The organism is Natrinema sp. CRL1 (assembly GCF_059162405.1).
Window position 1 is genome coordinate 525,444 of record NZ_JBLVOY010000001.1, and the last position, 24,689, is coordinate 550,132.

Annotated in this window: 20 protein-coding genes; 6 read left to right on the plus strand and 14 right to left on the minus strand. The window is 67.1% G+C overall.

Annotation, left to right across the window (positions count from 1 at the left end; translation table 11 throughout):
- Positions 1-22 precede the first annotated feature (22 nt).
- The 3 genes from ACJYUO_RS02870 to ACJYUO_RS02880 form a co-directional block, all read right to left on the minus strand.
- Positions 23-967 (minus strand): alpha/beta fold hydrolase, encoded by a 945-nt coding sequence (locus ACJYUO_RS02870; RefSeq protein WP_494343902.1) that lies wholly within the window; start codon positions 965-967, stop codon positions 23-25.
- 89 nt (positions 968-1,056) lie between these two features.
- Entirely contained in the window at positions 1,057-2,160 is a 1,104-nt protein-coding gene (meaB, locus tag ACJYUO_RS02875; RefSeq protein ID WP_494343903.1) for a methylmalonyl Co-A mutase-associated GTPase MeaB, read from the minus strand.
- Positions 2,157-2,573, minus strand: coding sequence for a cobalamin B12-binding domain-containing protein (locus ACJYUO_RS02880; RefSeq protein WP_006429595.1), 417 nt, complete (start codon positions 2,571-2,573; stop codon positions 2,157-2,159). The genes meaB and ACJYUO_RS02880 overlap by 4 nt, the downstream gene beginning before the upstream one ends.
- 234 nt (positions 2,574-2,807) lie before the next feature.
- Here ACJYUO_RS02880 and ACJYUO_RS02885 point away from each other — a divergent pair, with 234 nt between their 5' ends.
- Positions 2,808-3,482 carry an HD domain-containing protein gene (locus ACJYUO_RS02885; protein ID WP_083902750.1) on the plus strand — a complete coding sequence of 225 codons (675 nt, stop codon included), beginning with the start codon at positions 2,808-2,810 and terminating at the stop codon, positions 3,480-3,482.
- A 148-nt stretch (positions 3,483-3,630) separates the two neighbouring features.
- Positions 3,631-4,173 (plus strand): DUF7332 family protein, encoded by a 543-nt coding sequence (locus ACJYUO_RS02890; RefSeq protein WP_494343904.1) that lies wholly within the window; start codon positions 3,631-3,633, stop codon positions 4,171-4,173.
- A 62-nt stretch (positions 4,174-4,235) separates the two neighbouring features.
- On the opposite strand, the gene ACJYUO_RS02895 is transcribed toward ACJYUO_RS02890, so the two are convergent.
- The gene (locus tag ACJYUO_RS02895) at positions 4,236-4,916 is read right to left on the minus strand and encodes a LysE family translocator (protein WP_494343905.1); all 681 of its coding nucleotides are present in this window, start codon (positions 4,914-4,916) and stop codon (positions 4,236-4,238) included.
- A gap of 367 nt (positions 4,917-5,283) precedes the next feature.
- Between ACJYUO_RS02895 and ACJYUO_RS02900 the strand changes: the two genes are divergently transcribed.
- On the plus strand, positions 5,284-5,913 hold the full coding sequence (locus ACJYUO_RS02900; RefSeq protein WP_494343906.1) for a peroxiredoxin family protein: 630 nt from the start codon (positions 5,284-5,286) through the stop codon (positions 5,911-5,913).
- A 32-nt stretch (positions 5,914-5,945) separates the two neighbouring features.
- On the opposite strand, the gene ACJYUO_RS02905 is transcribed toward ACJYUO_RS02900, so the two are convergent.
- Positions 5,946-6,605: a class I SAM-dependent methyltransferase gene (locus ACJYUO_RS02905; protein WP_494343907.1), complete on the minus strand. Its 660-nt coding sequence runs from the start codon at positions 6,603-6,605 to the stop codon at positions 5,946-5,948.
- A gap of 172 nt (positions 6,606-6,777) precedes the next feature.
- On the opposite strand from ACJYUO_RS02905, the gene ACJYUO_RS02910 reads away from it, so the two are divergent.
- Positions 6,778-7,401 (plus strand): TlpA disulfide reductase family protein, encoded by a 624-nt coding sequence (locus ACJYUO_RS02910; protein ID WP_494343908.1) that lies wholly within the window; start codon positions 6,778-6,780, stop codon positions 7,399-7,401.
- Positions 7,402-7,435: 34 nt separating this feature from the next.
- Here ACJYUO_RS02910 and ACJYUO_RS02915 read toward each other — a convergent pair whose 3' ends face one another.
- Together ACJYUO_RS02915 and ACJYUO_RS02920 are read right to left on the minus strand one after the other, a co-directional pair.
- On the minus strand, positions 7,436-11,635 hold the full coding sequence (locus ACJYUO_RS02915; RefSeq protein WP_494343909.1) for a sister chromatid cohesion protein PDS5: 4,200 nt from the start codon (positions 11,633-11,635) through the stop codon (positions 7,436-7,438).
- A 147-nt stretch (positions 11,636-11,782) separates the two neighbouring features.
- Positions 11,783-14,263: a DNA topoisomerase I gene (locus tag ACJYUO_RS02920; protein WP_494343910.1), complete on the minus strand. Its 2,481-nt coding sequence runs from the start codon at positions 14,261-14,263 to the stop codon at positions 11,783-11,785.
- 382 nt (positions 14,264-14,645) lie between these two features.
- Between ACJYUO_RS02920 and ACJYUO_RS02925 the strand changes: the two genes are divergently transcribed.
- On the plus strand, positions 14,646-15,575 hold the full coding sequence (locus ACJYUO_RS02925; RefSeq protein ID WP_494343911.1) for a sulfide-dependent adenosine diphosphate thiazole synthase: 930 nt from the start codon (positions 14,646-14,648) through the stop codon (positions 15,573-15,575).
- Positions 15,576-15,660: 85 nt separating this feature from the next.
- Here the strand turns inward: ACJYUO_RS02925 and ACJYUO_RS02930 are convergent, their stop codons facing one another.
- Entirely contained in the window at positions 15,661-17,379 is a 1,719-nt protein-coding gene (locus ACJYUO_RS02930) for a sensor histidine kinase (protein WP_494343912.1), read from the minus strand.
- Positions 17,380-17,540: 161 nt separating this feature from the next.
- Between ACJYUO_RS02930 and ACJYUO_RS02935 the strand changes: the two genes are divergently transcribed.
- A complete protein-coding gene (locus ACJYUO_RS02935) occupies positions 17,541-17,951 on the plus strand; it encodes an acyl-CoA thioesterase (RefSeq protein WP_494343913.1) in 411 nt (136 codons plus the stop codon).
- Between the two features lie 45 nt (positions 17,952-17,996).
- On the opposite strand, the gene ACJYUO_RS02940 is transcribed toward ACJYUO_RS02935, so the two are convergent.
- The 6 genes from ACJYUO_RS02940 to leuS form a co-directional block, all read right to left on the minus strand.
- Positions 17,997-18,710: a class I SAM-dependent methyltransferase gene (locus tag ACJYUO_RS02940; RefSeq protein WP_494343914.1), complete on the minus strand. Its 714-nt coding sequence runs from the start codon at positions 18,708-18,710 to the stop codon at positions 17,997-17,999.
- Between the two features lie 26 nt (positions 18,711-18,736).
- Complete coding sequence (locus ACJYUO_RS02945; protein ID WP_494343915.1) at positions 18,737-19,636, minus strand: thiamine-phosphate synthase family protein; 900 nt, start codon at positions 19,634-19,636, stop codon at positions 18,737-18,739.
- A gap of 101 nt (positions 19,637-19,737) precedes the next feature.
- Positions 19,738-20,343 carry a DUF420 domain-containing protein gene (locus ACJYUO_RS02950; protein ID WP_494343916.1) on the minus strand — a complete coding sequence of 202 codons (606 nt, stop codon included), beginning with the start codon at positions 20,341-20,343 and terminating at the stop codon, positions 19,738-19,740.
- An 84-nt stretch (positions 20,344-20,427) separates the two neighbouring features.
- Complete coding sequence (locus ACJYUO_RS02955) at positions 20,428-21,189, minus strand: J domain-containing protein (protein ID WP_494343917.1); 762 nt, start codon at positions 21,187-21,189, stop codon at positions 20,428-20,430.
- Positions 21,190-21,310: 121 nt separating this feature from the next.
- A complete protein-coding gene (gene ddfA / locus ACJYUO_RS02960) occupies positions 21,311-21,604 on the minus strand; it encodes a DdfA family disk-determining factor (RefSeq protein ID WP_494343918.1) in 294 nt (97 codons plus the stop codon).
- A gap of 248 nt (positions 21,605-21,852) precedes the next feature.
- Positions 21,853-24,612, minus strand: coding sequence for a leucine--tRNA ligase (gene leuS / locus ACJYUO_RS02965; RefSeq protein WP_494343919.1), 2,760 nt, complete (start codon positions 24,610-24,612; stop codon positions 21,853-21,855).
- Positions 24,613-24,689 lie beyond the last annotated feature (77 nt).

Genomic DNA, 24,689 nt, shown 5'->3' on the forward strand with positions numbered 1-24,689 from the left:
ACGGTCGCACGCGACTGCGTGACTACTCGTCGCCGCCGAGATTCGCACGCGGTAATTCCGCACTCAGATATTCGACGAACTTGTCGGGGTGTTCGGCGTGGGGCAACTGCGTCGCGTAGTCGATGACGACGAGATCGAGGTCGGCCGCCTCGGCGAGATCCCGGCCCTCCCGGAGCGGGACGAGCTCGGCGTCCCGGCCCCAGATCAGCGTCGTGGGCGTCTCGAGGGCCGCCAGTTCCGTCGCGAGGTCGAAATCGGGGTCGAGGGTGCCCGCGGCGAAGGAGGCGGTCGCGTAGCGTGCGCCGGGCTGGTGGGCGCTGTCCCACGCGTGCTGGACCTCGTCGGCGTCGATCCGGTCGGAATCGTAGTAGCCGTCCCGGTCGTAGAAGTACCGGATCGAGGGCTTGCTCGCGAGCAGGTTGTACAGCGTCGTGCCGACGATCGGCGTCCGAATGAGGGTCCGAAGCCACGGCCGCTCGTCGCCGGTCTCGCCGGTCGGGCAGATCAACACCAGTCGCTCGAAGTCGGTCTCGTCGGCGGCCTCGACGGCGAAGGTTCCGGACAGCGACGAGGCAACGACGATCGGCTCGTCGGTCACCTCAGTCGCGAAGTCGCGGACGAACTCGGCGTACAGCGTCGCGGAGTAGACCAGCGGCGGGCGCTCGGACCGGCCGAATCCGGGGAGGTCGACTGCGTACACGTGGTAGTCCTCGGCCAGTTGCTCGACGATCGGCTCGAACTCGTGACTGCTCGAGCCAGCGTAGATCCCGTGAAGTAGGAGCATGTCGGGGTCGTTCGGATCGCCCGCGACGGTGTAGCTCGTTTCGATCCCCCGCCAGCGATAGGTCCGCTCGACGCCGAGCAACGGGTTCTCGAGGTCGCCCGCGCGTCGCTTAAGGAGGCGGTTGCCGAGGACTGCCCCGCCGACGGTTCCGAGGGCTGCACCGAGGACTGTTCGGGCTTTCATACCGGGTCGTTGGACGGCAACGGCCTTAGACTTCAGGTCTCGGTTCAGAACCTGCTGTAACGGTGTGGCGTTCTCAGACGGCGCGGTCGCTACTCCCGGCTCGAGCCGTCCTCGCCCGGCTGGGTCTCGAGGTTCTCGACGCAGGCCTCGACGGGCGCGAGCACGTCGTTTGCGATCGAATAGGGGTCGGTCTCACCCCGGCGCACCGCGTCGGCGAGGCCGTCGATCCCGCCGCTGGCGTCGAGTTCGTCCTCGAGCAGGGCGTGGACGTCTTCGCGGAGCAGCGTGCGGATCTCCTCGGCGTAGCGCTGGCGGACCTTCTCGGCGCGGGTGCCGGAATCGACGAGATAGGCGCGGTGGTTCGCGAGTTCGTCGATGAAGGTCTCGACGCCGGTACCCTTCGTGGCGACGGTTTCGACGATGGGTGGTGTCCAGTCCTCGGTCTCGTCTCCGTCGGCGTCGGTCTCGCCGTCCCAGTCGTCGTGGGCGTCGATCACCTCCTGGCTGTGGTGGCCGCCGCCACCGCCGAGGCCGCTCTCCTCGCCGAGGTGGACCATCTCCCGGAGTTCCTGGACCGTGCGGTCCGCCCCGTCGCGGTCGGCCTTGTTGACCACGAACACGTCCGCGATCTCGAGGATGCCGGCTTTCAGCGTCTGGATGTCGTCGCCCGACCCCGGCGGGACGAGGACGGCGACGGTGTCGGCAGTGCGGACGATGTCGATCTCGTTTTGGCCCGCGCCGACGGTCTCGATGATGATCTTGTCCTTGCCGAAGGCGTCCATCGCCTTGACGGCGTCCGCGGTCGCCGTCGAGAGCCCACCAAGGGTCCCGCGGGCGCTCATCGAGCGCACAAAGACGTCCATATCACCCACGGTGGACGCCATTCGGATGCGGTCCCCGAGAACGGCCCCGCCCGTAAAGGGCGAGGAGGGATCGATCGCGATGACGCCGACCGTCTCGCCCCGGTCGCGGTAGGTCTCGGCGAGTTTGTCGACCAGCGTCGACTTGCCCGCGCCCGGCGACCCAGTGATGCCGATCACGTCCGCATTGCCCGTATGTGCGTACAGTTCCGAGACGAGGTCGCGATAGCCCGGCGACCGGTTCTCGATCTTCGAGATAATTCGGGCCAGCGCGCGGTGTTTCCCTGCCAGCAGGTCCTCGAGCAGCGATTCGTCGTCGGCGTCCATGGTCATCGCTGAGGCGCGTTCTCGCGGACGAATTCGATGGTCTCCTCGATCGACGTGCCGGGACCGAAGATGGCGGCGACGCCCGCGTCTTTGAGCCCCTCGCGGTCCTCGTCAGGGATGACGCCGCCGGCGAGGACGAGGGTGTCGTCTTTCGCCCCGTACTCCTCGAGGCCGTCCATGATTTTCGGGACGAGCGTGTCGTGTGCACCCGAGAGGATGGAGATCCCGAGGACATCGACGTCCTCCTGGACGGCCGCCTGTACGATCTCCTCGGGGGACTTGTGTAACCCGGAATAGATGACCTCGAACCCGGCGTCCCGGAACGCGCGCGCGACGACGTGAGCACCGCGGTCGTGGCCGTCGAGACCGACTTTGGCGACGAGACACCGGATCGACTCCGCTTCCTGTTCGCTGCTCATACACACACCTTCCCGAGCCGACTGTTTGACTTTAACGGAAGATGGTGGGAATTGCGACGTGAAGAGGGGTCTCCGCCCGCGGGTGACCCACCGGTCGATCGACACGTGCTCGAGGCATATATTGTTCCGTTAGTGTCACGTCTCAACGGAATCAGCCCGAACCAAAGGCTAAAGAACGAAACGACCGAACATTCCGCTAATGACTATCGTTCGTCTGCTGCGGAGGGATCTATCGTGGGCGTTGAAATAAAGGAAACGCGAGTGCCCGACGCCGAGTTCGAGGAGATGAAAGGCTTCGTCTTCGAGTACCTCGCGGCAAGCGTCGAGAAAGAAGAGGAAGGCGGCCGCATGCGCTGGTACCCGTGGCACTCGGCCGAATACCGGCACAACCACATCCTCAACGTCGTCGATCTCGCGACCGACATCGCCGAGGAGGAGGGTGCGGACGTCGACGTCACCCGCGTCGCCGCCCTCTTTCACGACGTCGCCAAACTCGAGACCGATCAGGAACTCCACGCCGAGGCCGGCGCTCGCGTCGCCCGCGAGTACCTCGAGTCCCGCGCCGAGTACCCCGAGTCGTTCATCCAGCAGGTGTGTCGCGCGATCGAACACCACTCCTATCAGGGCGACCTGACCGATCTCGCACTGGAGACCCAGTGTCTCATCGAAGCCGATCTGCTCGATAAGGTCGGCGCAAACGGGACCGCCCTCATGCTGCTCCGGATGGGCTATGAGGCCCGCACGCACATGGACTGCGACGAGATGGTCGAGCGCGTCTTAGAACGCGGCTACGACGCCGCCTCGCGCGTCCAGAGCGATACCGCCGAGGGAATTGCCCACCAGCGCCTGAAACGCGTCAAGTGGTTCAGCGAGTGGCTCGAGGACGAAATCGCCGCGATGGGCAACTAAACGGGTCCGGTACCGGTAGCGGTCTCGCCCGTTCGAGTCCTCTTTCTGTGCCGACCTCGAGACCGCCGTCTCCCGATCGGTCGGCAGGGCCGTCGGCCGACCGAATCGGCCGGTGCGTTCATACTGGTCTGCTCTCGAGACGAGTGTAATGCAATTCCCACGTCGACCGAGCACCGTCTCAGTTCTCGCCCTCTGCTGCCTCGTCGTTCTCGCCACAGTTCCCGTCGCGACGGTCGCCCAACAGTCGCCACCGCAGATCGGAACCGCCGCCGACTCGAGCGGCCAACCGGTTTCGACGTGTTTCACCGGGTCGGGAACCGAATTTACGATCGGTTCCGAGAACGGCACGCACATCTGGGTTCGATTGCACGCGGCGATGCTGACCGACTCCGGCGGTTCGGTCGGTGCCGAACTCGTCGGTTCGACCGGCGGTTCGTCGATCATCGAGGTTATCGCCGGATTCCAGTACGTCGGCGACGGACTCCGCGACCTTCTCACGAGTCCTGCCGACTCGATCGATCTCGTCAGCGGGTTCGATTTCCAACTCCCGATGCTCGAGAACGCGACGACGGGGCTCGGCGCGGATCCCGCGCAGTCTGAGGGGGACCAGTCGGATGGCGAGGGGGCCGGCACAAGTAGCGGCGGTGAGACGACGAAATCTGACGGCCGCTTCGAGATGCTCAGGTGCTAATCCGCCTATCTCGAGTCTGAACGCTCGAGACGTGCTCGAGCGTCGCCCAGTGCGAGCCCCGGTCAGACGAACCGGAGCGTGCCCATCGCGAGGAAGAGCAGCCCGAAGCCGACGAGGACGACGGCACTCAGCGCGGCGACCGCGGGAGCGAACGCGTCGACGCGCTTGCCGGCTGCGGCCAGCGCCGCCGGATAGGCGATAATCCACAGGCCGATTCCGCCGAAGAAGCCGACCAACAGCGCCGGCGACCCGGTCTGGACGACCAGTGTTCCAGCGAGAACTTGCCCTACCGCCGGGGCGTGTGCGAGCACGTCGAGGGTCCCCGGCTCGAGGAGGCCGACGCCGACGGTGAGCCAGAAGCCGATCTGGTAGGGGTTGGTCAGCGAGAGGACGAACGTTTTCCGGAATCCCTTCGCGGCGGCGCGGCCGGCGTCGGTAAACGACGTGGCGGCTCTGGCCTCGTCGATCGCACCGATCGCGAAGTACAACATGAGACAGCCGCCGGCCAGATAGAGCGCGGGTCTCACCGCGGGAATGCGGTCGATCACGGCGACGATGCCGGCAAGCGTAAGCGCGAAGAAGATGGCGTCCGCGAGCATCGCACCGAGTCCGGCTCGGAAGCCGGCCGGCCAGCCGCGGACGACGCTCTCCTCGGCGATGACCGCGTTCATCGGTCCCGGCGGTGCCGCGAGCGCGAGCCCAAAGATCACGCCTGCCAGTGCTGTCACGACGATAGAAGCCACGTGTTCTCGGTTGCAAGTGGGTGTGCTGCCGTGAAAAGAATCGCGAATTCGGCCGAATGGAGAGACGACGGAGCCGGTCGGCTGCCCCGTCCGATGGGATTCGACCCGCATATCGCGCACTTGAGAGCCCGGACCGCGTCTCTCGCAGGAGCGCGATTGCGCCCGCGACCCCACGTCGGTCCGTGTCGTGGCACCGGTCCGTGTCGCGGCGTCGAACGCGGCGCGCGAACTGCTGGTACCGCTGATTCTTTGCCGTATGCCACACAATGGCGCGTATGAACGAGCCTCGAGCGGCTGGCGTGACGGGTGGCGGTCGCCCGCCCGGTCACGACTCGAGCGACCGGTCGCCGGCCGGGACGGGAACGCGATGAACCGTCGAACACTGCTCGCGTCGACCGTCGCCATGCCGTCGCTGGTCGGCTGCCTCGACGGTGGCACCGACGACGGCGAGACCGCACCCGACGAATCAACGGAGCCGCCGTTCGAGATCGCCACGATCGACGCCTCGGGGAGCGAGGCCGGTACCGTTCGCGTTCCCCAGTCCGGTCGGGTGATGGTGCTCAACTTCACCCGGACCCAGTGCCCGACCAGTCGCGCACAGCTCTCGCGGATCGCCGACGCGAAGGTCGCCCTCGCGGACGAGGGTTACACCGTCGACGGCGACGCTCCCGAGATTCGCTTTTGCTCGATCACGAACGGGACCCGGGGCCCCGATCCGTCCGACGAGGAACTCGCGACGTGGTTCGACGAGAACGGCGGCAACTGGCCGATTGGCCGGGATGAGACCGGTGCCTGTAACGACTACTACGAGATCGATGGGTTCCCGACGATGCTGACCGTCGACGGAACCGGCGCGGTCCAGTGGCGAAACCGATCCTCGACGAGTGGGGCCATCTTCGGCGCTGCCAGAGACGCACTCGAGGGTGGAACGGCGCAGAACGGCGACAATCAAACGGGTAGCAATACGAGCGACACGGTCGCGCCCGGCGAGCGCTAATACTCAGTTGCGGTGCCCGTCTGTGCACCGTCCTACCTGCTGTCGTCGTCCGTCGAAAGCACCGGATATGACTGGGTTCCGCCGCTCGAGCGCCGCGCGACGAGCGTCGCGACTGCGATCGTGTCGTCGTCGCCGTCCTCGTTCCCATCCTCGTCACCGTTACCGTCGCCGATCGGTCTCCGCCGCTCCTCGTAGGAGAGAATCGTCAGGTCCAGACAGGCCCGGAGCAGGTCGTTCGACCGGTATCGGTACCGATCGGTCGAGGGACCGGCGACCGGGTCGCTCGAGCGGAGGTGGTGTTCGTAGATCAGCACGCCACCGGGGGCGAGCGCGTCTTTGAGCGCCGGCAGGTGCTCGAGGGCGGCGAAGAAGCTCACGACGATCACGTCGTAGCGCTCGCGGCCGGGATCGAAATCGGCCAGATCGGCGCGGATCCAGTTCGCGTCGACCCCCCGTTCGGCGGCGCGGTCGCGAGCGCGCTCGAGGGCGGCGTCGGAGACGTCCACCGCGTCCACGTCGTAGCCGTACTCGGCGAGAAAGAGCGCGTTTCGCCCGGCCCCGGTCGCGACGTCGAGTGCGCGCCCGTCCGGGAGCGTCGAGATGCGCCGCTCGAGGGCGGGAACGGGGTCGCCGTTGGGGTCGTCATCGGCCTGTTCGTACCGGTCGTTCCATCGGTCGCGGTCGTCGCTCACGGGGCTATCGTCGGCCGGGCGACGCTTAACTGTCGGGCACCGAACGCGATTGTTCGACTGCCGCCGACCGTAGAAGGTCGGTTCGACGGACGAACCAGTGAGGCCTTTTGTTCCGCGTCCCGTACAGACTACACGACATGCCGTCTACCTGCCCGATGGCGGTGACACGACCATGAGACGGCGCGATCTGATCGCCGGGGTCGGTAGCGTCGGCGTCCTCGCCGGCGCGACCGGGATCGTCCTCGGCGGGGTCCCTTCGTTCGGGACCGACCGCGCCGCATCCGAGGCTGGCGGGGAGACGGACGGCCCGATCGAGGTGGAGACCATCGACGCTCGAGGGAGCGAGGCCGGGACGATGGCCGTTCCCACCGACGGTGTTACGGTCGCCATGTTCTTCGTCACTGGCTGTGGCAAGTGTCAGGCACACCTGCCTAGACTCGCCGAGGCGCGGTCTCGACTCCTCGAGGGTCACGGGGACGACCTCACTTTCCTGTCGGTGGCCTACCAGTCGTTCGATAGTATGCCCGACGACGAACTCCGCGAGTGGTGGCGCGCCCACAGCGGTGACTGGGCCGTCGGCTACGACTCGAACGCGACGCTCGCGGCGAGCTACGGTATCGTCGGCTACCCCGTCACCGCCGTCATCGACGCCCGGGGCGAGAAACGATGGGAAGAACTCGGTGTGACGTCCGTCGAGGACATCGTCGGGGGCGTCGAGTCCGTCCTCGAGTCGAACGACGGAGAGGCGGAGCCGGCCGCCGAAAACGAGACGAGCGAGACGTCGACGGCCGACTGATCGACTGAGCGGCCCTGTTCGACACGGGGACCGACTACGACGATCCGTTGCCGAACCGAGTGAACAGTCCCGAAATCGACTCCTTCCACGACGACTGTGCGTCCCCGATCGCAGTAATGCCGTCCGGGCCGACGAGACAGAGTCGCTCGCTCGCGACGGCGATTTCCGTTACCGCCGTTAGGCCGTCGACCGCGAGTTCCCACTGCCGGGAGCCGTCGCCGGTACCAAGCGCGGTGACGTGGCCGTCGCCGGTACCCAGACAGACGGTGTCGTCGATGACGACCGGATCGGTCGTCGCCTCGCCGGCGTCGACCCGCCAGCGTTCCGCGCCCGTCCCCGCGTCGACCGCGTACACGCTGCCGTCGGTGCTGGCGGCGTAGACGGTCCCGTTTGCGATCGCCGGCGATGCGGCGAACCGGCCGCCGGTGTCGAACCGGAACGCCCGCGAGCCGTCGGTGCTCGACAGCGCACGGAGCGTGCCTCCACAGCCGACGTAGACGCTCCCGTCGGCGACTGTGGGCGGCGTGTCCACCGTCCCGTCGAGTTCGAGGGTCGTCTCCCAGCGGCGGCTCCCGTCGGCCGCGATCGCGACGACGCGGTCCGAACAGGCGGCGTAGGTGACACCGTCAGCGACGGCGACGCCGACGAGCGAGTCGGCGAGCGGGGCCGTCCAGCGCGGGTGGCCGGTCTCGGCGCCGATCGCGTGGAGGGTGTCGCTGCCGACGTAGACCGTTCCGTCGGCGACGACCGGCGACGTGCGAACCGTGGCGTCCATCCGATACCGCCACTGGCGCTCGCCCGTCTCGAGATCGAGCGCGTAGACCGCGGCGTCGCCGCCGACGTAGACGGTGTCACCGACCACGGCGGGCGTCGTCCCGATCGGCGCGTCGGTCTCGAACCGCCAGCGTTCGTCTCCGTCCTCGAGGGCCAACGCGACGACGGAGCCGGCGTCGCTCGTGGCGAAGACGGTGTCGCCGACCAGCGCCGGCGGGGCGTCGACGGTGCCGGCGGTCTCGACGCGCCACTGCTTGGTCGGCTGCCCGCCGAGTGCGTCGCCGCGGCCGACAGAGCCGACCCCCGTCGGCCCCGCGCGGGCCATCGGCCAGTCGAACTCGTCGCTTCCGTCGTCGCCGGCCTCGAGACTGTCCGTCGCGGTCGTCGCCGCACTCGAGACCGCCGGGACCGGGTCGTCGACCAGCGGCCGAATCGCGGAGGGCAACTCGCCGGCCTCGAGCGCGGTCAGCGCCCGAATCGCGCGGGCTCGAACGCGCCCGTCTGGATCGGCGAGACACGAGTGGAGGTCGGCTGTGAGGCTATCCGCCTCGGCCTCGAGTTCGTCGGTCGATTCGGCGACATCGGCCAGTACGGAACCGGCAGCAGCTCGAACGTCGGCGTCCGGATCCGACAGCGCCGTCAGCAACTCGTCGGTCGCGGCCTCGAGCCCCTGGGGATCATCAGCGGCCATCGTCGCCAGCGTCCGTCCGGCGGTGACTCGGACGATTTGGCTCTCGACGGCCAGCCCGGCCGCGACCTTCGAGACGCCGGTCGGCCGCAGGCTGTCCGACTCGTCGGCGAGCACCCCGAGCGCGAGCACGGCGAGCCCGGCCGCCCACGGGTCGTCCTCGAGTCGGTTGCCCAGCCCGGAGAGTTGGTTGTTGATCCCGTCGGTGTGACTCGGCGTTTCACCGCCGCTGACCAGCGAGGCGGCGTCGAGCAACCGGTCGTCGACGCTATCGAGGCCGTCGCCCAGCGCGGAGCCGTCGTCTCGCCCCGCGAGCGCGAGCGTCCCGACCGCCAGCGCCGCGTAGCCGCGGACCGCCTCGCTCTCGTCGTCGAGCAAGTCGACCAATCGATCCTGACTCGCTGCGGCGTCGTCCGGGGATGCGGCCGCCACGCGGGCGATTTCGCCCGCGATCGTTTCCCGGTCTGCCTCGGCCGACTCGAGGTCGTCGAGCAACAGCGCCGTGACCGGCCTGCGGTCGGTTCCCGCGACGACCGCCGTCAGGACGCGGCCGAGTGCCCGTCGCCGGTCGCCCGTCGCCGCTCGAAACTGCTCGACCAGCGGGGTCGCCGCTTCCGCGATCGGGTCCGCGTTCGTCCGCGCGATGTCGGCGAGTGCCCTCGCCGCCGCGGTCGCGCGCTCGTCGTCGGCTGCGATGATCTCGGTGAGGGCCTCGATCGCCGTCGGCTCGGTCTCAGTCGCCGTCGCGAGGAGCGACTCGAGGGTCTCCAGCGTAGCCGTGTGCACCCTTGGCGTCGGCTCGACGAGCAGGTCGCAGGCGGCCCCGACGGCGGCCTCCGTTTCGGCACCGGTCTCGAGATCGAGTGCGGCAAGCGCTTCGCAGGCCGCAATGTGGATCGGGTCCTCGTCGGCGTCGGTCTCCGCGACGGCGAGCGCGACCGGCGGCCGGCAGTCGCTGCGCGAGACGGGCGCGAGTGCGGCGAGGGTCTCTCGGACCGTGGCACGGACGCTGCGGTCCGGATCGTCGACCGCGCCGAAGAGCCCGACCAGCGCCGGCCGGACTGCATCCGGGTCGGTTCCGGCGAGTCGGGACAGTGCGAGCGCGGCGTTGTTCCGAACGCTCGCGTCGTCGTCCGCGAGCCGGTCGCCGAGGGGTTCGACGGCCTCGCGGGCTTCCCGCGGCCGTTCGGCGTCGATCGGCACGAGGTCCCTGGCGGCCGACCGCCGGACCGCCGCGTCGTCGTGCTCGAGCCGGCGACACAGCGATCGGACTGCTGGATGCGCGTCGGCGACCCGTGACTCGGCGATTTCGGCCAGCCGGCGGGCGGCGTGGCCGCGGACCCACTCGTCGCCGTCCTCAAGTCGGTCGACCAGCGCCGAGACGGCGTCCTCGTCGTCGGCATCCGCGAGCGCGAGTTCGCCCAGCGCGTCGGCCGCCCGATCGCGGACCGGTTCGTGCGGATCGTCCAGTCGGTCGGCAAGTCGGGAGACGACCGGGCGGATCGCGTCGGGCCGAACTGCTGCGACCGCCGCGATGGCGCGGGCAGCTTCGAACCGCACGTCGTCGTCCTCGTCCGCGAGCACGCCGGCGAGTTCGGCGACGACGGGAGCGACTGCTTCGGGCGTCGCGTCCCCGACGGCGGCGATTGCCGCGACGCCGTGGCTTCGGACCGTGGGCACGTCGCTCTCGAGTCGCCCCGCGAGCGATTCGACGGCAGACTCGACCGCATCGGGCCGCTCCGCCGCCAGCGTCGCCAGTGCAGCGGCCGCATCGACGCGGACCGACTCGAGGTCGTCCGTGAGCCGGTCAACCAGCGGGTCGACGGCCAGTTCGACTGCGTCGGGGGCGTTCCCGCTAACGGCTCGGAGCGCGCTGACCGTCTCCCGACGGACGGCGGCCTCGCCGTCGAGGCTGGCGGCCAGCGAGTCGACGACCTCGCTGACGGGGTCCGGCCGTTCCGCCGCGACGGCCGCGAGCGCTGCCGCGGCGTCGGCGCGGACGGCGTCGCGGTCGTCGGTTAACCCTGTCGCGAGGGGTTCGACCCCCGTCGTCACCTCCGAGGGCTGCTCAGCCGCGATCGAGCGGATCGCTCGAGCGGCGTGTTCCCTGATGGCGGGCTCGTCCTCGAGGCGGTCGACGAGTCGATCGATCGCGTCGAGGACGGCATCGGGATCCTGCCCCGCGACGACCGCGAGGATCGCCGTCGCGTTCTCCCGGACCGTCACGGTCTCGTCGTCGGTCGCGGCCGCGACCGCGTCGGCGATCGACACGACCCGTTCGGGGTCGGCGTCGGCAATCGCCGCGAGCGCGTCCGTCGTCCGAACCCGGACCCGCTCCTGATCGTCGGTGACGTAGGCCGCGAGTTCCGTCGCGGAGTCAGTGACAGCCGTCGCGGAGTCGGCGGCGATCGACGCGAGGGCGTCGGCCGCATCTCCTCGTACCGCGGTCGATCCCTCGAGACGGTCGGTCAGCGCCGGGACGGCGTCCCGGGTGTCCCTCGGGTAGGCGGCCGCGACGGCCGACAGCGCCGCCGCCGCGTGCGATCTGATCGACGGATCGTCCTCGAGGCAGTCCGTGAGCGACGCAACTGCGGAGCGAACGTCCGCCGGTCGGTCCGCCGCCTCGTTGGCCAGCGTCTTGGCCGCGTACTCCCTGACTTCGGGATCGTCGGCCGTGAGGAACTCCTCGAGTTGCTCGATGCCGACGGTCACTTCGACTCCGTCTCCCTGTCCGTCTCTCGGCCCGCTCGGTAATCCATTGAGATCTGACATAGTAGCACATCGTCCCGCCGCGTGTGGCCCGCGCACACGCAACTGCGTTGATAATTGTACATGCAGGTACACTCAGTTAATTCTACCTCCGGCAAAACGAGATTCAACGTCGCGATCCGTATGAACGGACGAGAGCCGACCGCCGATCTACGCCTTCGCCTGCCAGCTTCGGAGCCGATCGGCGCTGACGCCCTCGACGTCGTCCGCGATCGCGTCGGGATCGGCATCGGTCAGATCCTCGAGGTCCTCGATTCCCGCGTCGGCGAGCTTCTCGACGGTCTTTGCACCGACGCCGTCGATCGCCTCGAGGTCCGAGCCGGAGTCGCTCTCGCGGGCCTGGAACTCCTGATAGTTACAGATCGGACAGCCCAGTTCCCACGGCTCGTCGCCGCTGTGGACGACCAGTTCCGGCAGATCGTGGTCCTCGCAACGCTCGTCGGTGACTTCGATATCGCCCCGGCGGGGCAGCGGCAGCGAGTACTCGCAGTCGGGGTAGCGCGTACAGCCGACCAGTCGGGAACCGCTCTCGAGGGTTTTGACGGCCAATTCGCCGCCGTGTTCCTCGCCGCAGTCGGGACAGTCGCCCAGCACCGGTCCCTCGCCGGCGTCTTCGGCCTTACAGAGCGGGCAGCCGTGGACGAACGTCTGGCGGCCCGCGAGCATCTTGACCTCGTTCAAGCCGTGTTCCTCGCACTCGTCTTCGAGAATGAGCGGCTTGCCGGTCGAAGGCAGCGGGAGCGTGTTCTCGCAGTCGGGATAACCGTCACAGCCGATGAAATAGGAGCCGTGGCGGCTCCGCCGGACGAGCAGGTCTTCGCCGCACTCGGGACACGGGCCGAGGCGCTTGTCGTCTTTGAGCGACTTGCGGAGGTGTTCGCCGACCTCGTCTCTGGACTCCGCGAGGTTCTCGAAGATCTCCGCTAACATCTCGCGGGACTCGTCGGTCACGTCGTCCAAGGTCGCCTCGCCGTTGGCGATGGCATCCATATCGGCCTCGAGCTGGGCCGTCATCTCCTCGCTGACGATCCGATCGGCGTAGTTCTCGGCCGCGTCCACCACGGCCATCGCGAGCTTCGTCGGCCGTGGCGGATCGCTCTCGATGTAGCCCCGGTCGTAGAGCTTCTCTAAGGTGTTATGCCGAGTCGATTTGGTACCAATCCCCATATCTTCCATGGTCTCGATGAGCCGCGACTGGCCGTATCGACGCGGCGGTTGGGTCTGTTTGTCCTCGAGTTCGACGTCGGAGAGCCCCAATTCCTCGCCCTCGTCGACGTCGGGGACGAAGTTCTCCGTGGTGGAGAAGTACGGGTAGACGTCGTGGTAGCCGGGTTCGACCAGTCGCTTGCCGTTCGACTTGAGCCGGTGGTCCTCGACCTCCGCGACGACCTTGAGGTGTTCCCACTCCGCGGCGTCGGCGACGGTCGCGTAGAAGCGGCGCACGACGAGTTCGAAGACCTCCCACTCGTCGTCGCTTACGTCGCCGCGGGTCGGAATCTCGCCCGTGGGATGGATCGGCGGGTGGTCGGTCGTCTCCTCGTCGCCTTCCGTCGGCAGGATCTCGTCGGCCTCGAGCAGCGACTCGGCGGAATCGCCGAGCGTGGGGTGGCCGACGAACTCGTCCAAGAGGTCTTCGGGCTCTAAGTCGTCGGGATAGACGGTGTTGTCGGTCCGCGGATAGGTGATGTAGCCGGCGGTGTAGAGGTCCTCGGCGATCGACATCGCCCGCTTGGCCGAGTAGCCGATGGCACCCGCCGCGCGGATGAACTGGGTGGTGTTGAACGGCTCCGGCGGCGTATCGGTACGGGTCCGCCGGTTGACGTCGACGACGGTCGCTGCGTCGCGGTCAGCGAGCGTCTCGTAAACCTCGTCCGCCGTAGCCTCTTCCCAGATACGTTCGGCCTCGTTGCCGTCCTCGTCGCGGTAGAAGTACTGCGCTTCGAAGGACGTCTCGTCCTTTTGGAGGTCCGCAAAGAGTTCCCAGTAGTCCTCGGGATCGAAGGCTTCGATCTCGCGCTCGCGGTCGACGATCAGCTTCAGCGTCGGCGACTGCACCCGTCCGACGGAGATAAAGTCGTTGCCCAGTTGGCCCGCGGACAGCGAGAGATAGCGGGTGAGCGCGGCCCCCCAGACGAGGTCGATGATCTGGCGGGCCTCGCCGGCTGCCGCGAGATCGAAGTCGAGTTCGTCGGGTTCGTCGAACGCGCTCTGGACCTCGTTTTCCGTGATCGAGGAGAACCGCACCCGGCGAATCGGTACGTCCTCGTCGACGTTCCGGACGATGTCGTAGGCCTCCTTGCCGATCAGTTCGCCCTCGCGGTCGTAGTCAGTCGCGATCGTCACGCGGTTGGCACGACGTGAGAGCAGTCGCAGCGTCGCAACGATGTTCTCCTTCGTCGCCGTCTTCTCGACGCTTGCGTCGATCAGTTCGACCGGCTCGACGTCCCGCCAGTCGGAGTATTCCGAGGGGAAGTCCACGCCGACGACGTGGCCCGACAGCCCCACGCAGCGCTTGCCGCCCCACTCGTAGACGTTGACGCCGTTCTCGCGACTCGAGTCGTAGGTTCCGCCGCTCAGAATGTCGGCGATCCGGCGGGCAGCGTTGTCCTTCTCGGTGATTATCAGCTCCACCGGGGATCACCTCCCGATCCTCGAGCGGGTCGCCGTCCTCGCGGGCGAGTGTCGGTCATTGTGGCTCGGTACGAGTGAGCATCTGATAACGTTTTCGCCGAAACCGACCGACAGCGCGGGTGTGCGTGCGGTCGCGTTGCGTGCGTGCCGCGTCGCGTGCGCGTGGACCAGTGTACGACCGCTGGCTGATCAATCGCCGGCTGATCAGACTGGTCACGACTCGTCTGCTTGCACTGGTCGCGAGCCGATCGCTGCTGGTAAACAGCCATGACGACGCAGTCTCGCGACGACTCTCTCGTCTCGAGAGCCTTTTACAGAGGGTGTCGACGGCTGATCACAGCGACGACAGACTTAACACCACCTAGTGTTACCACTAGGTTGTATGAGCCAATTCGAGCAGTTCAGTCAGGTAGGCGAAGCCGATGTCACCCGCGCGATCGGACAGGAGTGGACCGAGGAGTTCATGGACTTCTCGGACTCGGACGTCATCATCGTCGGTGGCGGCCCCTCGGGGCTGACCGCGGCGAAGGAACTCGCAGAGCGCGGTGTCAAGGTGATGGTCGTCGAGAAGAACAACTACCTCGGCGGGGGCTTCTGGCTCGGCGGCTTCCTGATGAACAAGGTCACCGTCCGGGACCCGGCCCAGCAGGTCCTCGACGAACTCGAGGTCTCGTATAAACGATCCCAGGACAGCGAGGGGCTCTACGTCGCGAACGGTCCCGAGGCCTGCTCCGGGCTGATCAAGGCTGCCTGCGACGCGGGCGCGAAGATGCAGAACATGACCGAGTTCACGGACATCGTCATCCGCGAGGACCACCGCGTCGGCGGTATCGTCATGAACTGGACGCCGGTCCACGCCTTGCCCCGCGAGATCACCTGCGTCGACCCGATCGCGGTCGAGGCCGATCTGGTCATCGACGCGACCGGCCACGACGCGATGGCGGTCAAGAAACTCGACGAGCGCGGCGTCCTCGACGCGCCCGGCATCGCCGACGCCGAGGCGAACGCGACCGGCATGGACAGCACCGACGACGACACCTACGGCGCGCCCGGCCACGACTCACCCGGCCACGACTCGATGTGGGTCGGCGAGAGCGAGGACGCCGTCGTCGAGCACACCGGCCTCGTCCACGACGGGCTCATCGCGACCGGGATGGCAACCGCGACGACCTACGGCCTCCCGCGGATGGGGCCGACTTTCGGAGCCATGCTCGTCTCCGGGAAACGGGCCGCCCAGGAAGCGCTCGACGAACTCGAGGTCGACGCCGACCCTGTCGAACTCGATTCGCGCGTCGCCTCGGCCGACGACTGAGACGGATTGGCGACACACCGCGGCCCTCGGCGACCCTCGTTTTCGCGTGCCGTTCGACGGTTCTCCGGAACGCGCTACGTACCCATTACTTGGCTTGACGGCGTTCGATGGTCGTCACATCGAACCGGGCCCCACCGTCCTCGCCTTCTGCCACGGCGATCTCCCAGCCGTGACCGTCGACGATGGACGCGACGATCGCCAACCCGAGTCCCGTTCCCTCGGACGCCGAACTGTATCCGTACTCGAAGATCCGGTCGCGGTCACCCTCGGGAATTCCGGGACCGTCGTCCGCCACGTAGAATCCCGTTCGCGCCTCGTCCGCGAGCGGGCCGATCCGAACGGTGGTTCCGCCGTGGTCGACCGCGTTTCGAAACAGGTTTTCGAGCAGTGTTTGGAAGCGGGAGGGATCCGCGTGGAGGCGAACGTCGTCGGTATCGGGTACGAGCGAGGCATCTGCCGTATCGCTCGTCTTCCACGCCTCGGTGGCGATCGACGACAGCGAGACCGGCTCGCGCTCGTGTATCCGATTGCCGTCTCGAGAGAGTGTCAGCAGATCGTCGATCGTCTGATCGATACGTTCGAGGGCGGTGTATGCGTGTCGAAGCCCCTCCGAATCGTTCGTTTCCCGTTCGAGCTCGACGTATCCCATCGCGACCGCGACCGGATTTCGGAGATCGTGCGAGAGCGTGCTGGCGAACCGTTCTAACTGCGTCGTCTTGTGCTCGAGTTCGATCGCGTAGCTTTCCAATTCCGTAACGTCTCGCACCACCAGTGCGTATCCGTGAGATTGACCGCCGCTCGAGATCTCGGAGACGCTGAGTCGAAGTGTCCGAGGCTCGTGACCGGTCGAGAGTCGGACTTTCCCGGCGAACGGTGAATCGCTGGTTCCATCGAGCTGTTCGACCATGGCTTCGATGCCGCCGCCGTCGGCCGACGGTTCGTCGACGGTGACGAACGCCGGGTACGCGTCGTCGCGTCGCTCACTGAGGTGGCCGTCGAGCGCGGGTAACAGGTCGACCGCGCGTTCGTTGTAGTCGACGATCGCTCGATTGGCGTCGACGACGATGATAGCGTCATCGATCGACTCGAAAAGCGTATCGCGGGCCAACGGCGCAACGGCGAACAACCGCGTTCGGAAGAGTCCGATGGCGACGAGGACGCCGAAAACGCCTGCGCCGAGGACGCCGTACGGGAAGGCTCGTACCGGGACTCGCCCGGCGGCCGTCGCCGCTGCCGGGACGAAGACCGCGAGCATACCGAGGAGGATCGTGGCGATCTGTGTCCGCGCCGTTCGACGGGAAAACAGAAACATTCGGAGAAACAGTCCGACCGCGAGAAGCACGTTGAGGTTAACGCTCACCAGAAGCAACTCGTTCAGCGGAGTCATGGTAGCGAACAGGTGGACGAACGGTTCGGGTTCGAACCGATAGTCGACGGCCAGGAGGCCGGTGACCGGGTTCGTGACGACGAGTACTGCCGGGACGAGCGCGCAGGCGACTAACCCCGCCCGAACGGGCTTCGTCAGCCACGATTCACGTCCCGTATAGTAGATCGCGAGCAACAGCCAGAGCACCGGATTGACGAGGACGATCAGGTACCAGAGCGACTGCCAGACGACTGCCCACTGGAGGGTCGTACTCAGCAGTTGCGCGACGACCAGCACTGGCATGACGACGTGAGTTGCGAGAATCGCGATCATGACTTGCCCGGCTCGGTCCCGGGTCTGACGGGACACCCACCGGAGGGTAACCGCCGAGACGAGGGCCGTTACCAGAAGCAAAAACAGGTGAACCGCGTAGAACATATCGGTGGCTTTGGATCCGACTACAAAACGGTTTGTGGCTTCCTGTCTCTCGAGTAGCGTATCGTCGATCGGCCTCCGTCGAGTACCCTTGCACTCCTCGAGCCGAACCCCTGTGCGGAACCGGTTCGTACTTTTGTCTCAGTCCACTTCGCCAACCTACAATGAGTGCTGAGTTTACCGTCGACGTTCCAGTGCGCTATCGCGATCTCGATCCGCTGAATCACGTCAACCACGCCGTCTATGCGAGCTACCTCGAGGTTGCCCGAACCGCCTACCTCGACGAGGTCGTCGATGTCGCCTCCGAGGACATCTCCTTCGTCCTCGCGAACCTCGAGATCTCCTACGAGCGGCCGATTACAATGGGCGACGACCCCACGGTTGCGCTCTCTATCTCGCGGCTCGGCGACTCGAGTTGCACCATGACCTACGAGATCCGCGTTGACGGCGATGTCGCGGCGACCGCCGAGACCACGATGGTCCACATCGATTCCGAGACGAAGCGACCGAGTTCGATCCCGGACCCGATGGCCCAGCGCATCCGGAACCGCGAGGAACTCGATGCGGCGGCCTGATCGCCCGACGGCGGTCAGCGGCCGCGGCCGTTCGCTTCGCTCGACTCACTCGAGTCGACCGGCAGTGAGTCGAACGACGCCGAAAACGTGCGTTTCGTCCGCGACGGCGACCGACCGGTCGTGGAGCCGGGCGTGTGCGGTCTCAATCTTCTCATCGAGTCGGCGGTGAGGGTCGTTCTCGTACCGGAGCCGCGTCGTTGGCGGCGTCGAGAGGACGACGATCGCCCGGAAGACGGCGTTGACCGGCGGCGCGTACCACTTCCGGCTCCGGGCCGCGTTGGCGAGGACGACCGTGCCGTCGGGACCGACGAGATCGCACCAGTCGTCGACCGCGCCGGCCGGGTCCGCGAGCATGCCGACAACGAACGTTGCGAGGACGGCGTCGATCGCGTCGCCCTCCGCGACCCCGTTCAGCACCCCGCTCTCGCCGCCCTCGGTGCTCCCGATCGGCGGCTGCGTCGCGTCCCCCTGCAGAACGTGGACGTTGTCGTACGCCGCGGTGGCCGCGCGGGCCCGCTCGAGGACGGGCCGCGTAAAATCGATCCCGATGACGGTCCCCTCGGGACCGACCCGCTCGCGGAGGAACGGCAGGTTCGCGCCGGTGCCACAGCCCATCTCGACGACGGTGTCGCCGGGCTCGAGGCAGCAGGCGGCGGCCGCGCGCTTTCGGAGTGTAGCGATTCCCGGCGTTCGGCGCGCGATGAGGTCGTAGAGACGCGCCCAGCGGCCGTAGAACTCCTGTGCTGATTCGGTCGTCATGAACGAGTAATTCGGGGTTCGGACGGTCAGATGAGCGACCGGACCGTGTCCGCGATCGACTCGGCGTCGGTGTCGAGGACGTAGATCAGCGGCTCGATTCCCATGCCGCCGGTCTGGTAGAGTACCGTCGCGTCGGGGGCCTCTTCGATCGCCGCGCCGACGCTCGAGGCCACGTCGCCGGATTCGTCGAACTCGGCGGCGAGGTGGCCCCGCTCGGTCAGTTCGTCGACCAGTTCGGGGTCGTACGTGATGTTGATCGCCGCCGAGGCGTCCGCGCCGTGGCGGCGCGCGGCCAGCAGCACCCGCGCGACGTGTTCGGAGACGCCGAACTCGGGGTCTGCGGGAACCGTCGCCTGCCCTTTCACGTCAAAGATTCGGCCGGGGACGCCCGCAACGTCGTCGACGGTCTCCGCATCCGGCGTACAGGCCACCAGGTTCGAGCCGACCGCGGGAATCAGGCCGGTAAAGCCGCTCGCGGTCTCGAGCATGCCGAGTCCGCGCCGGAGCGAGGAGAGGACCCGCTCGCTGGTCCGGAGGTCGCTTTCGGGGTCGTGCACACGGAATCCCGAGCCGTGATCGGCGAGTTCCGGCACGGCCTCCTCGTGGAGTTGGGCGAGTAAGTCCCCGCCGGACTCGAGTTCGCGGATCAGGACCTCGATCTCGATCAGCGCCTGGACGGGCGATATATCGCCGGTCGCCAGCCCGCTTCCGAGTTCATCGACGAGGTCTCGAACTCGGTCGTCCTCGGCGATGCGATCGTTGACGGTCACGTCGCCGTGGGCGTATTTCGAAACGGCACTCTGGCTGATCCCGAGCACGTCGGCGACCTCGCTCTGTGTGAGCCCCCGATCCCGCAGATCGCCGGCGAGCAGCGACCGGATAGTCGGGAGAAACTCGTCCACGACGATTTCTTCGGCGAATTGCATTCGTTGCCGGAGGCTACGGGCGGCCGACAGGATAACCTATCGGTCCGACCGGCGGGGCCGACTCGAGCGGAGTGGCGGAACGCGAACCTGATGCGTCGAGCCTAGAAGACGACCGGCGCGACGAGCGACGCGAACTCGTAGGTGAAGACGTGGTTGAGCAGGGCATACGTGACGACCCCGAGAACGAGGCTCAGGATCCACGCGCCGGCGGCGACCCGGCCGACGCGGGCGTGTGGCGTCTGTCGGAGTTCGGCGGGCGTGTGGCTCAGGCCGAGAACTAAGGCGTAGAGGACGACCGGGACCGAGACGATCGAGAGGATGATGTGGATCGCCAGCATCACGAGGTACGCGTAGTAGACCCCCTGGGGCCCGACGAACTCTTTCGTCCCGCCGCCGCCGACCTTGAGCAGGTAGACGACCAGAAAGCCGAGGATCAACACGAACCCGCTGATCATCGCGAGCCGGTGTTTCTCGACCTCGCCGGCGCGGATCCAGTACCAGCCGAGTGTCAGCACCACCGTCGCGGTCGTGTTGATGACCGCGATCACGTGGGACAGCAGGTCGACCTGCGCATTCGTCAGGTCTGGATAGATCGGGATATCGAGGAGGAACGTCCCGAGTACCAGCGCGTACCCGACGATCGTTAGGAGGATCGTTACGCCCATCGGCTGCTCACGGAGCCGCCGTCTCGCGTCAGCGGTTGCCATTAGTGGTCCTTTGGAGCACCGCCGTATCACGCTTGCTGTTCCGAGATCGGCCGCGGCGACGCCGGCGCGTAGCGGCCTCGCGGTTCAGTCCCGGTCGAACGGAACCCGATTGAGCCGCTCGCGGACGAGGGGTTTCAGCTCGAAGAGGTAGCGCTCGGTGTCGGCGATATCGTCACCCTCGCTTTCCTCATCGGGAACGTGTTGGGTGTACATGACCTGCTCGACGGCTACGTTCTCCGGCATCTCCTGTGCGATGACGACCGCGTCGAGCGCTCGCCCCGGCTCGAGGGTGACGTCGGTCCCGACCCACCGCTCCGGCAGATCGGTGGCGTGGGGGGCGACGATGCTCGAGCCCTCGTAGAGAAAGCCGTCGTCCCCGATGAAGTTCGTGTTCGTCTTTCCCCGCCACGGGAGCGGCCGGGAACTCGTGTTGTGGACGCGGAAGAACGCGATCGTCCGCGTCGTCGCCGCCGTGACGGGGCCGTCGACCAGCGACGCGAGATCGACATCGTGGACCAGCCCCGCGAGCGCGAGCGTGAGGTACTCGCTGCTGACGGTCAGTTCGTGGGTTCGGTCGCGGTCGTCGCGCCCCTCGGGGTCGTAGGTCGGTTGCTGTCGGGGTCGTGACCCGTTTCCGCCTCGGGTAATCGCACCGCCGTCTGTTTCGCGTTCGTTGGGGACCCGCTCGCCGAGGATCGCCTCGTAGGCGTCTTTAATTTGCAGAAATCGCTCTCGAGAGCCGCCCTGATCCGGATGGTGGACCTTCAGAAGGGTCCGGTAGGCTCGCCGAACCGCCCGCTCGTCGGCGTCCGGCGATAGCCCCAGGACATCGTAGTGGCGCTCCACGGTGAATCCATTCGTTCCTTGGCCGAAAAGAGTCTTTCTCCCTGGATCGCTTTCGGTCTTCGAGCCACCCGCTCGGGTTCGATAGGGGTACCGGCACTCGGCCAATCCGCAGAAAACGGGCTCACTCGGTCGGTTCGGTCGGGTCCTCGAGAACGACGGTCCCGTCGTGAGAGACGGTCACGTCGTAGCCACAGAACCGAAAGGAGACGCTCCCGAACGATCTGCTCGCGCCGTTGGGTCGCTCCGCGAAGAGCGCATCGAGTGCCGTTGGATCGACGACTGCGTGGAGCGGTTCGTACGCCGGCGGAGAGATATCCGTCGGCGACACGTCTTCTGCCTCGGCGACCGCTTCGATAACCGCTTGGCTCGGTGCTCTCCGAGACGATGCGCCGACGCTACCGCCACCCTCAACCATCGTATCTCTCCTTCTGAACCCCATTGAATAAAACTGTCCTTCCCGACTCCTCACGGTCCGATCGCGGCACACCGGGTGACTGAACGGGAACGTGAAGGGAAGACGCCAATGAACCAACGCGGATAGCGAGAGCCGCACCGGGCCGGAACGGGAGGTATCGACGGGATACAGCGAGTAGTGACGGACAACAACCACTATCGAGAACGACGCTCGACCGATCGCGATTGTCGGGAAAACGGGGTTGGCCGTTAGCTGATGTGGATCGCGGGTTTGCCGGGCCGGGCTTTGGCCGCCTGCTCGTCGTCGGCCGACGCCCGACTGACAGTAACCGCCGCACCGAACTCGTCGGTGACGAGCCACGACGCGCGCTCGAGGATCGCCCGCTCACGGTCGGCCGCGAGCAACTGATCGCGCTCCGTCCCGCCGTCGCGCTCGAGCAGTTCCGCGACGAACACCCCGACGCGCTCGCGGTCGACCGGCCCCTCGAGGGAGTCGGCCGCGAGAACCTGATCGACGATCGAATCGACATCGCTGGCCGCGCCGTCGCCGGCCGCTGCGGTCTGACTGAGCAACTCGGCGGTCCGGTACTTCCAGTCGGGAGCGACGACCAGTTCGATCCGTTTGGGTTCGTCGATCGCGGCGACGTCGACGATGTCCCGGACGTCCTCGAGCGTGCGGTCGACGAGTCGGCGCTCGAGTTGGACGGCTCCGACCGCGCGTTCGGGCTCGGGCCAGTCGGCTTCGACGGCCAGTCCTTCGCCGCGGAGCTTGTTCCAGAGTTCCTCGCCGAGGTGCGGTGCCATCGGGGCGATCAGCGCGGCCAGGGTCAACAGGCCGCGCCGGTAGACATCGCTGTGTGGCCCGTCGTACTCGCGGTAGCGCCGGAGCAAGCGTGCGAGCTCTTGAATTTCGGTCGCGGCTCGGTGGAACCGGAACCGCTCGTACTCCTCGGTGACCGCGGCGATGGTGCGGTCGATCTCCCGGGCCACGTAGTCGTCGTGATCGCGGCGCTCGAGGCGGGCGTCGCCCTCCTCGACGAAGTCGGTCGCCATCCGGTAGAGCGTCTGCTGGAGGTCGTAGGCCCCGCGGACGTTGTTCGCAGTCCACTCGAAGTCCTGTTCGGGGTGAGCCGCCGAGAGCACGAACAGCCGAGTCGTCTCCGCGCCGTACTCCTCGGGCGCGACGACGTTACCCTTCGAACTGGACATCTTCTCGCCGTCGTAGAGCACCGTCCCTTGACTCAGCAGTTCCCGAATCGGCTCCCGCCGCTCGAGCAGGCCGAGATCGGCGAGCGCCTTGGTGAAAAAGCGGGTGTAGAGCAGGTGCAGGATGGCGTGTTCGTCGCCGCCGACGTAGACGTCGATCGGCAGCCAGTCGTCCGCGAGGTCGGTGTCGAAGGGGGCGTCCGCCAGATCGGGCGAGAGGAAACGCAGGTAGTACCACGAGGAGTCGACGAACGTGTCCATCGTGTCCGTCTCCCGTCGGGCGGGGCCGCCGCAGTCCGGACAGCTCGTCTCGTTCCACTCCTCGGCGGCGTCGAGCGGGTTGCCCGTGGTCCGGACGAACTCCGGGAGTTCGACGGGGAGGTCCTCGTCGGGCACGGGGACGCGGCCGCAGTCGTCGCAGTGGACCATCGGGATCGGCGTCCCCCAGTAGCGCTGTCGGGAAATGAGCCAGTCCCGGAGCCGGTAGGTGACGTCGTCTTCGAGCGCGTCGTGGTCCGCGACGATCCGGTCGCCGGCCGTCTCGCTCGCGAGGCCGTCGTACTCGCCGCTTCCCTCGAGGACGCCGTCGCCGGTGTAGGCTCCGGTTTCGACGTCGATCTCGTCTGCTCCCTCGGAATCGATTACGCGCTCGATCGGCAGGTCATGTTCGCGCGCGAAGGTGTGATCGCGCTCGTTGTGGCCGGGAACGCCCATCACGGCCCCGGTGCCGACGTCTTCGAGGACGTAGCCGGCGACGTAGACGGGGAGTTCCGCACCAGTCAGCGGATGGATTGCGGTCGCGTCGGTTTCGACGCCGGAGAAGCCGACCGACTCGGGGTCTCGCTCGCGGACGGTGTCGACGTAGTCGGCGACCGCCTCGTCGGACGCGGCGAGTGCGCGGGCGAGTTCGTGACCGGGGGAGACCGCGAGGTAGGTCGCGCCGTAGACCGTCTCCGGTCGGGTGCTGAAGACGTCGACGGTTTCGGGTCCGTCGCCGTCTCCGGTGTCACCGCGGTCGCCGCTGTAGTCGTCCATTTCGAACGTGATCCGGGCCCCTTCCTGCCGGCCGATCCAGTTGCGCTGGATCTCCCGGACGCCGTCGGGCCACCCCTCGAGGTCGTCGAGATCCTCGTAGAGTTCCTCCGCGTAGTCGGTGATCGTGAAAAACCACTGGTCGAGTTCGCGTCGCCCAACAGGTGTTTCACACCGCCAGCAGACTCGATGGCCGCCGCTGCCCGTGACTTCGTCGCTGTCCTGGCCCGCGGACTCGTCGTGGTCGCCCTCGCGCTCGACGACCTGCGCGTCGGCGAGCACCGTCTCGCAGTCTGGACACCAGTTGACCGTCGCCGCCTCGTACTCGACGAGTCCGGCCTCGTAGAGCCGTTTGAACAGCCACTGGTTCCACCGGTAGTAGTCGGGTTCGCAGGTAGTGATCTCTCGAGACCAGTCGTACCCGAAGCCCATGGTCTCGAGTTCCTCGCGCATGCGTCGAATACAGGCTTGGGTCCACGATTCCGGGTCCGTCTTGCGCTCGAAGGCCGCGTTTTCGGCCGGTAACCCGAACGCGTCCCACCCCATCGGATGGAGGACATCGTCGCCCTGCATGCGACGATAGCGCGAGTAGGCGTCGGTAATCGCGTAGTTGCGGACGTGCCCCATGTGGAGCGTGCCCGACGTGTAGGGAAACATGCCGAGGACGTAGGTCGGATCGGCGGCGTCGGCATCGAGCGCGTAGACGTCGTCGCGCTCCCAGACGTACTGCCAAAACTCCTGTACCTGCGCGTGATCGTAATGACTCGTCATTGTCGGCGAGATCCGTTGTCACCCACTCGGTGGGCCGGCTATATCATTGTTCGGCCACGCGCGGCGGATTTCCCCCG

Coding starts and splice junctions, on each gene's coding strand:
- ACJYUO_RS02870 (WP_494343902.1), bottom strand. CDS start 967: ATGAAAGCCCGAACAGTCCTCGGTGCAGCCCTCGGAACCGTCGGCGGG.
- meaB (WP_494343903.1), bottom strand. CDS start 2,160: ATGACCATGGACGCCGACGACGAATCGCTGCTCGAGGACCTGCTGGCA.
- ACJYUO_RS02880 (WP_006429595.1), bottom strand. CDS start 2,573: ATGAGCAGCGAACAGGAAGCGGAGTCGATCCGGTGTCTCGTCGCCAAA.
- ACJYUO_RS02890 (WP_494343904.1), top strand. CDS start 3,631: ATGCAATTCCCACGTCGACCGAGCACCGTCTCAGTTCTCGCCCTCTGC.
- ACJYUO_RS02900 (WP_494343906.1), top strand. CDS start 5,284: ATGAACCGTCGAACACTGCTCGCGTCGACCGTCGCCATGCCGTCGCTG.
- ACJYUO_RS02910 (WP_494343908.1), top strand. CDS start 6,778: ATGAGACGGCGCGATCTGATCGCCGGGGTCGGTAGCGTCGGCGTCCTC.
- ACJYUO_RS02915 (WP_494343909.1), bottom strand. CDS start 11,635: ATGTCAGATCTCAATGGATTACCGAGCGGGCCGAGAGACGGACAGGGA.
- ACJYUO_RS02925 (WP_494343911.1), top strand. CDS start 14,646: ATGAGCCAATTCGAGCAGTTCAGTCAGGTAGGCGAAGCCGATGTCACC.
- ACJYUO_RS02930 (WP_494343912.1), bottom strand. CDS start 17,379: ATGTTCTACGCGGTTCACCTGTTTTTGCTTCTGGTAACGGCCCTCGTC.
- ACJYUO_RS02935 (WP_494343913.1), top strand. CDS start 17,541: ATGAGTGCTGAGTTTACCGTCGACGTTCCAGTGCGCTATCGCGATCTC.
- ACJYUO_RS02940 (WP_494343914.1), bottom strand. CDS start 18,710: ATGACGACCGAATCAGCACAGGAGTTCTACGGCCGCTGGGCGCGTCTC.
- ACJYUO_RS02945 (WP_494343915.1), bottom strand. CDS start 19,636: ATGCAATTCGCCGAAGAAATCGTCGTGGACGAGTTTCTCCCGACTATC.
- ACJYUO_RS02950 (WP_494343916.1), bottom strand. CDS start 20,343: ATGGCAACCGCTGACGCGAGACGGCGGCTCCGTGAGCAGCCGATGGGC.
- ddfA (WP_494343918.1), bottom strand. CDS start 21,604: ATGGTTGAGGGTGGCGGTAGCGTCGGCGCATCGTCTCGGAGAGCACCG.
- leuS (WP_494343919.1), bottom strand. CDS start 24,612: ATGACGAGTCATTACGATCACGCGCAGGTACAGGAGTTTTGGCAGTAC.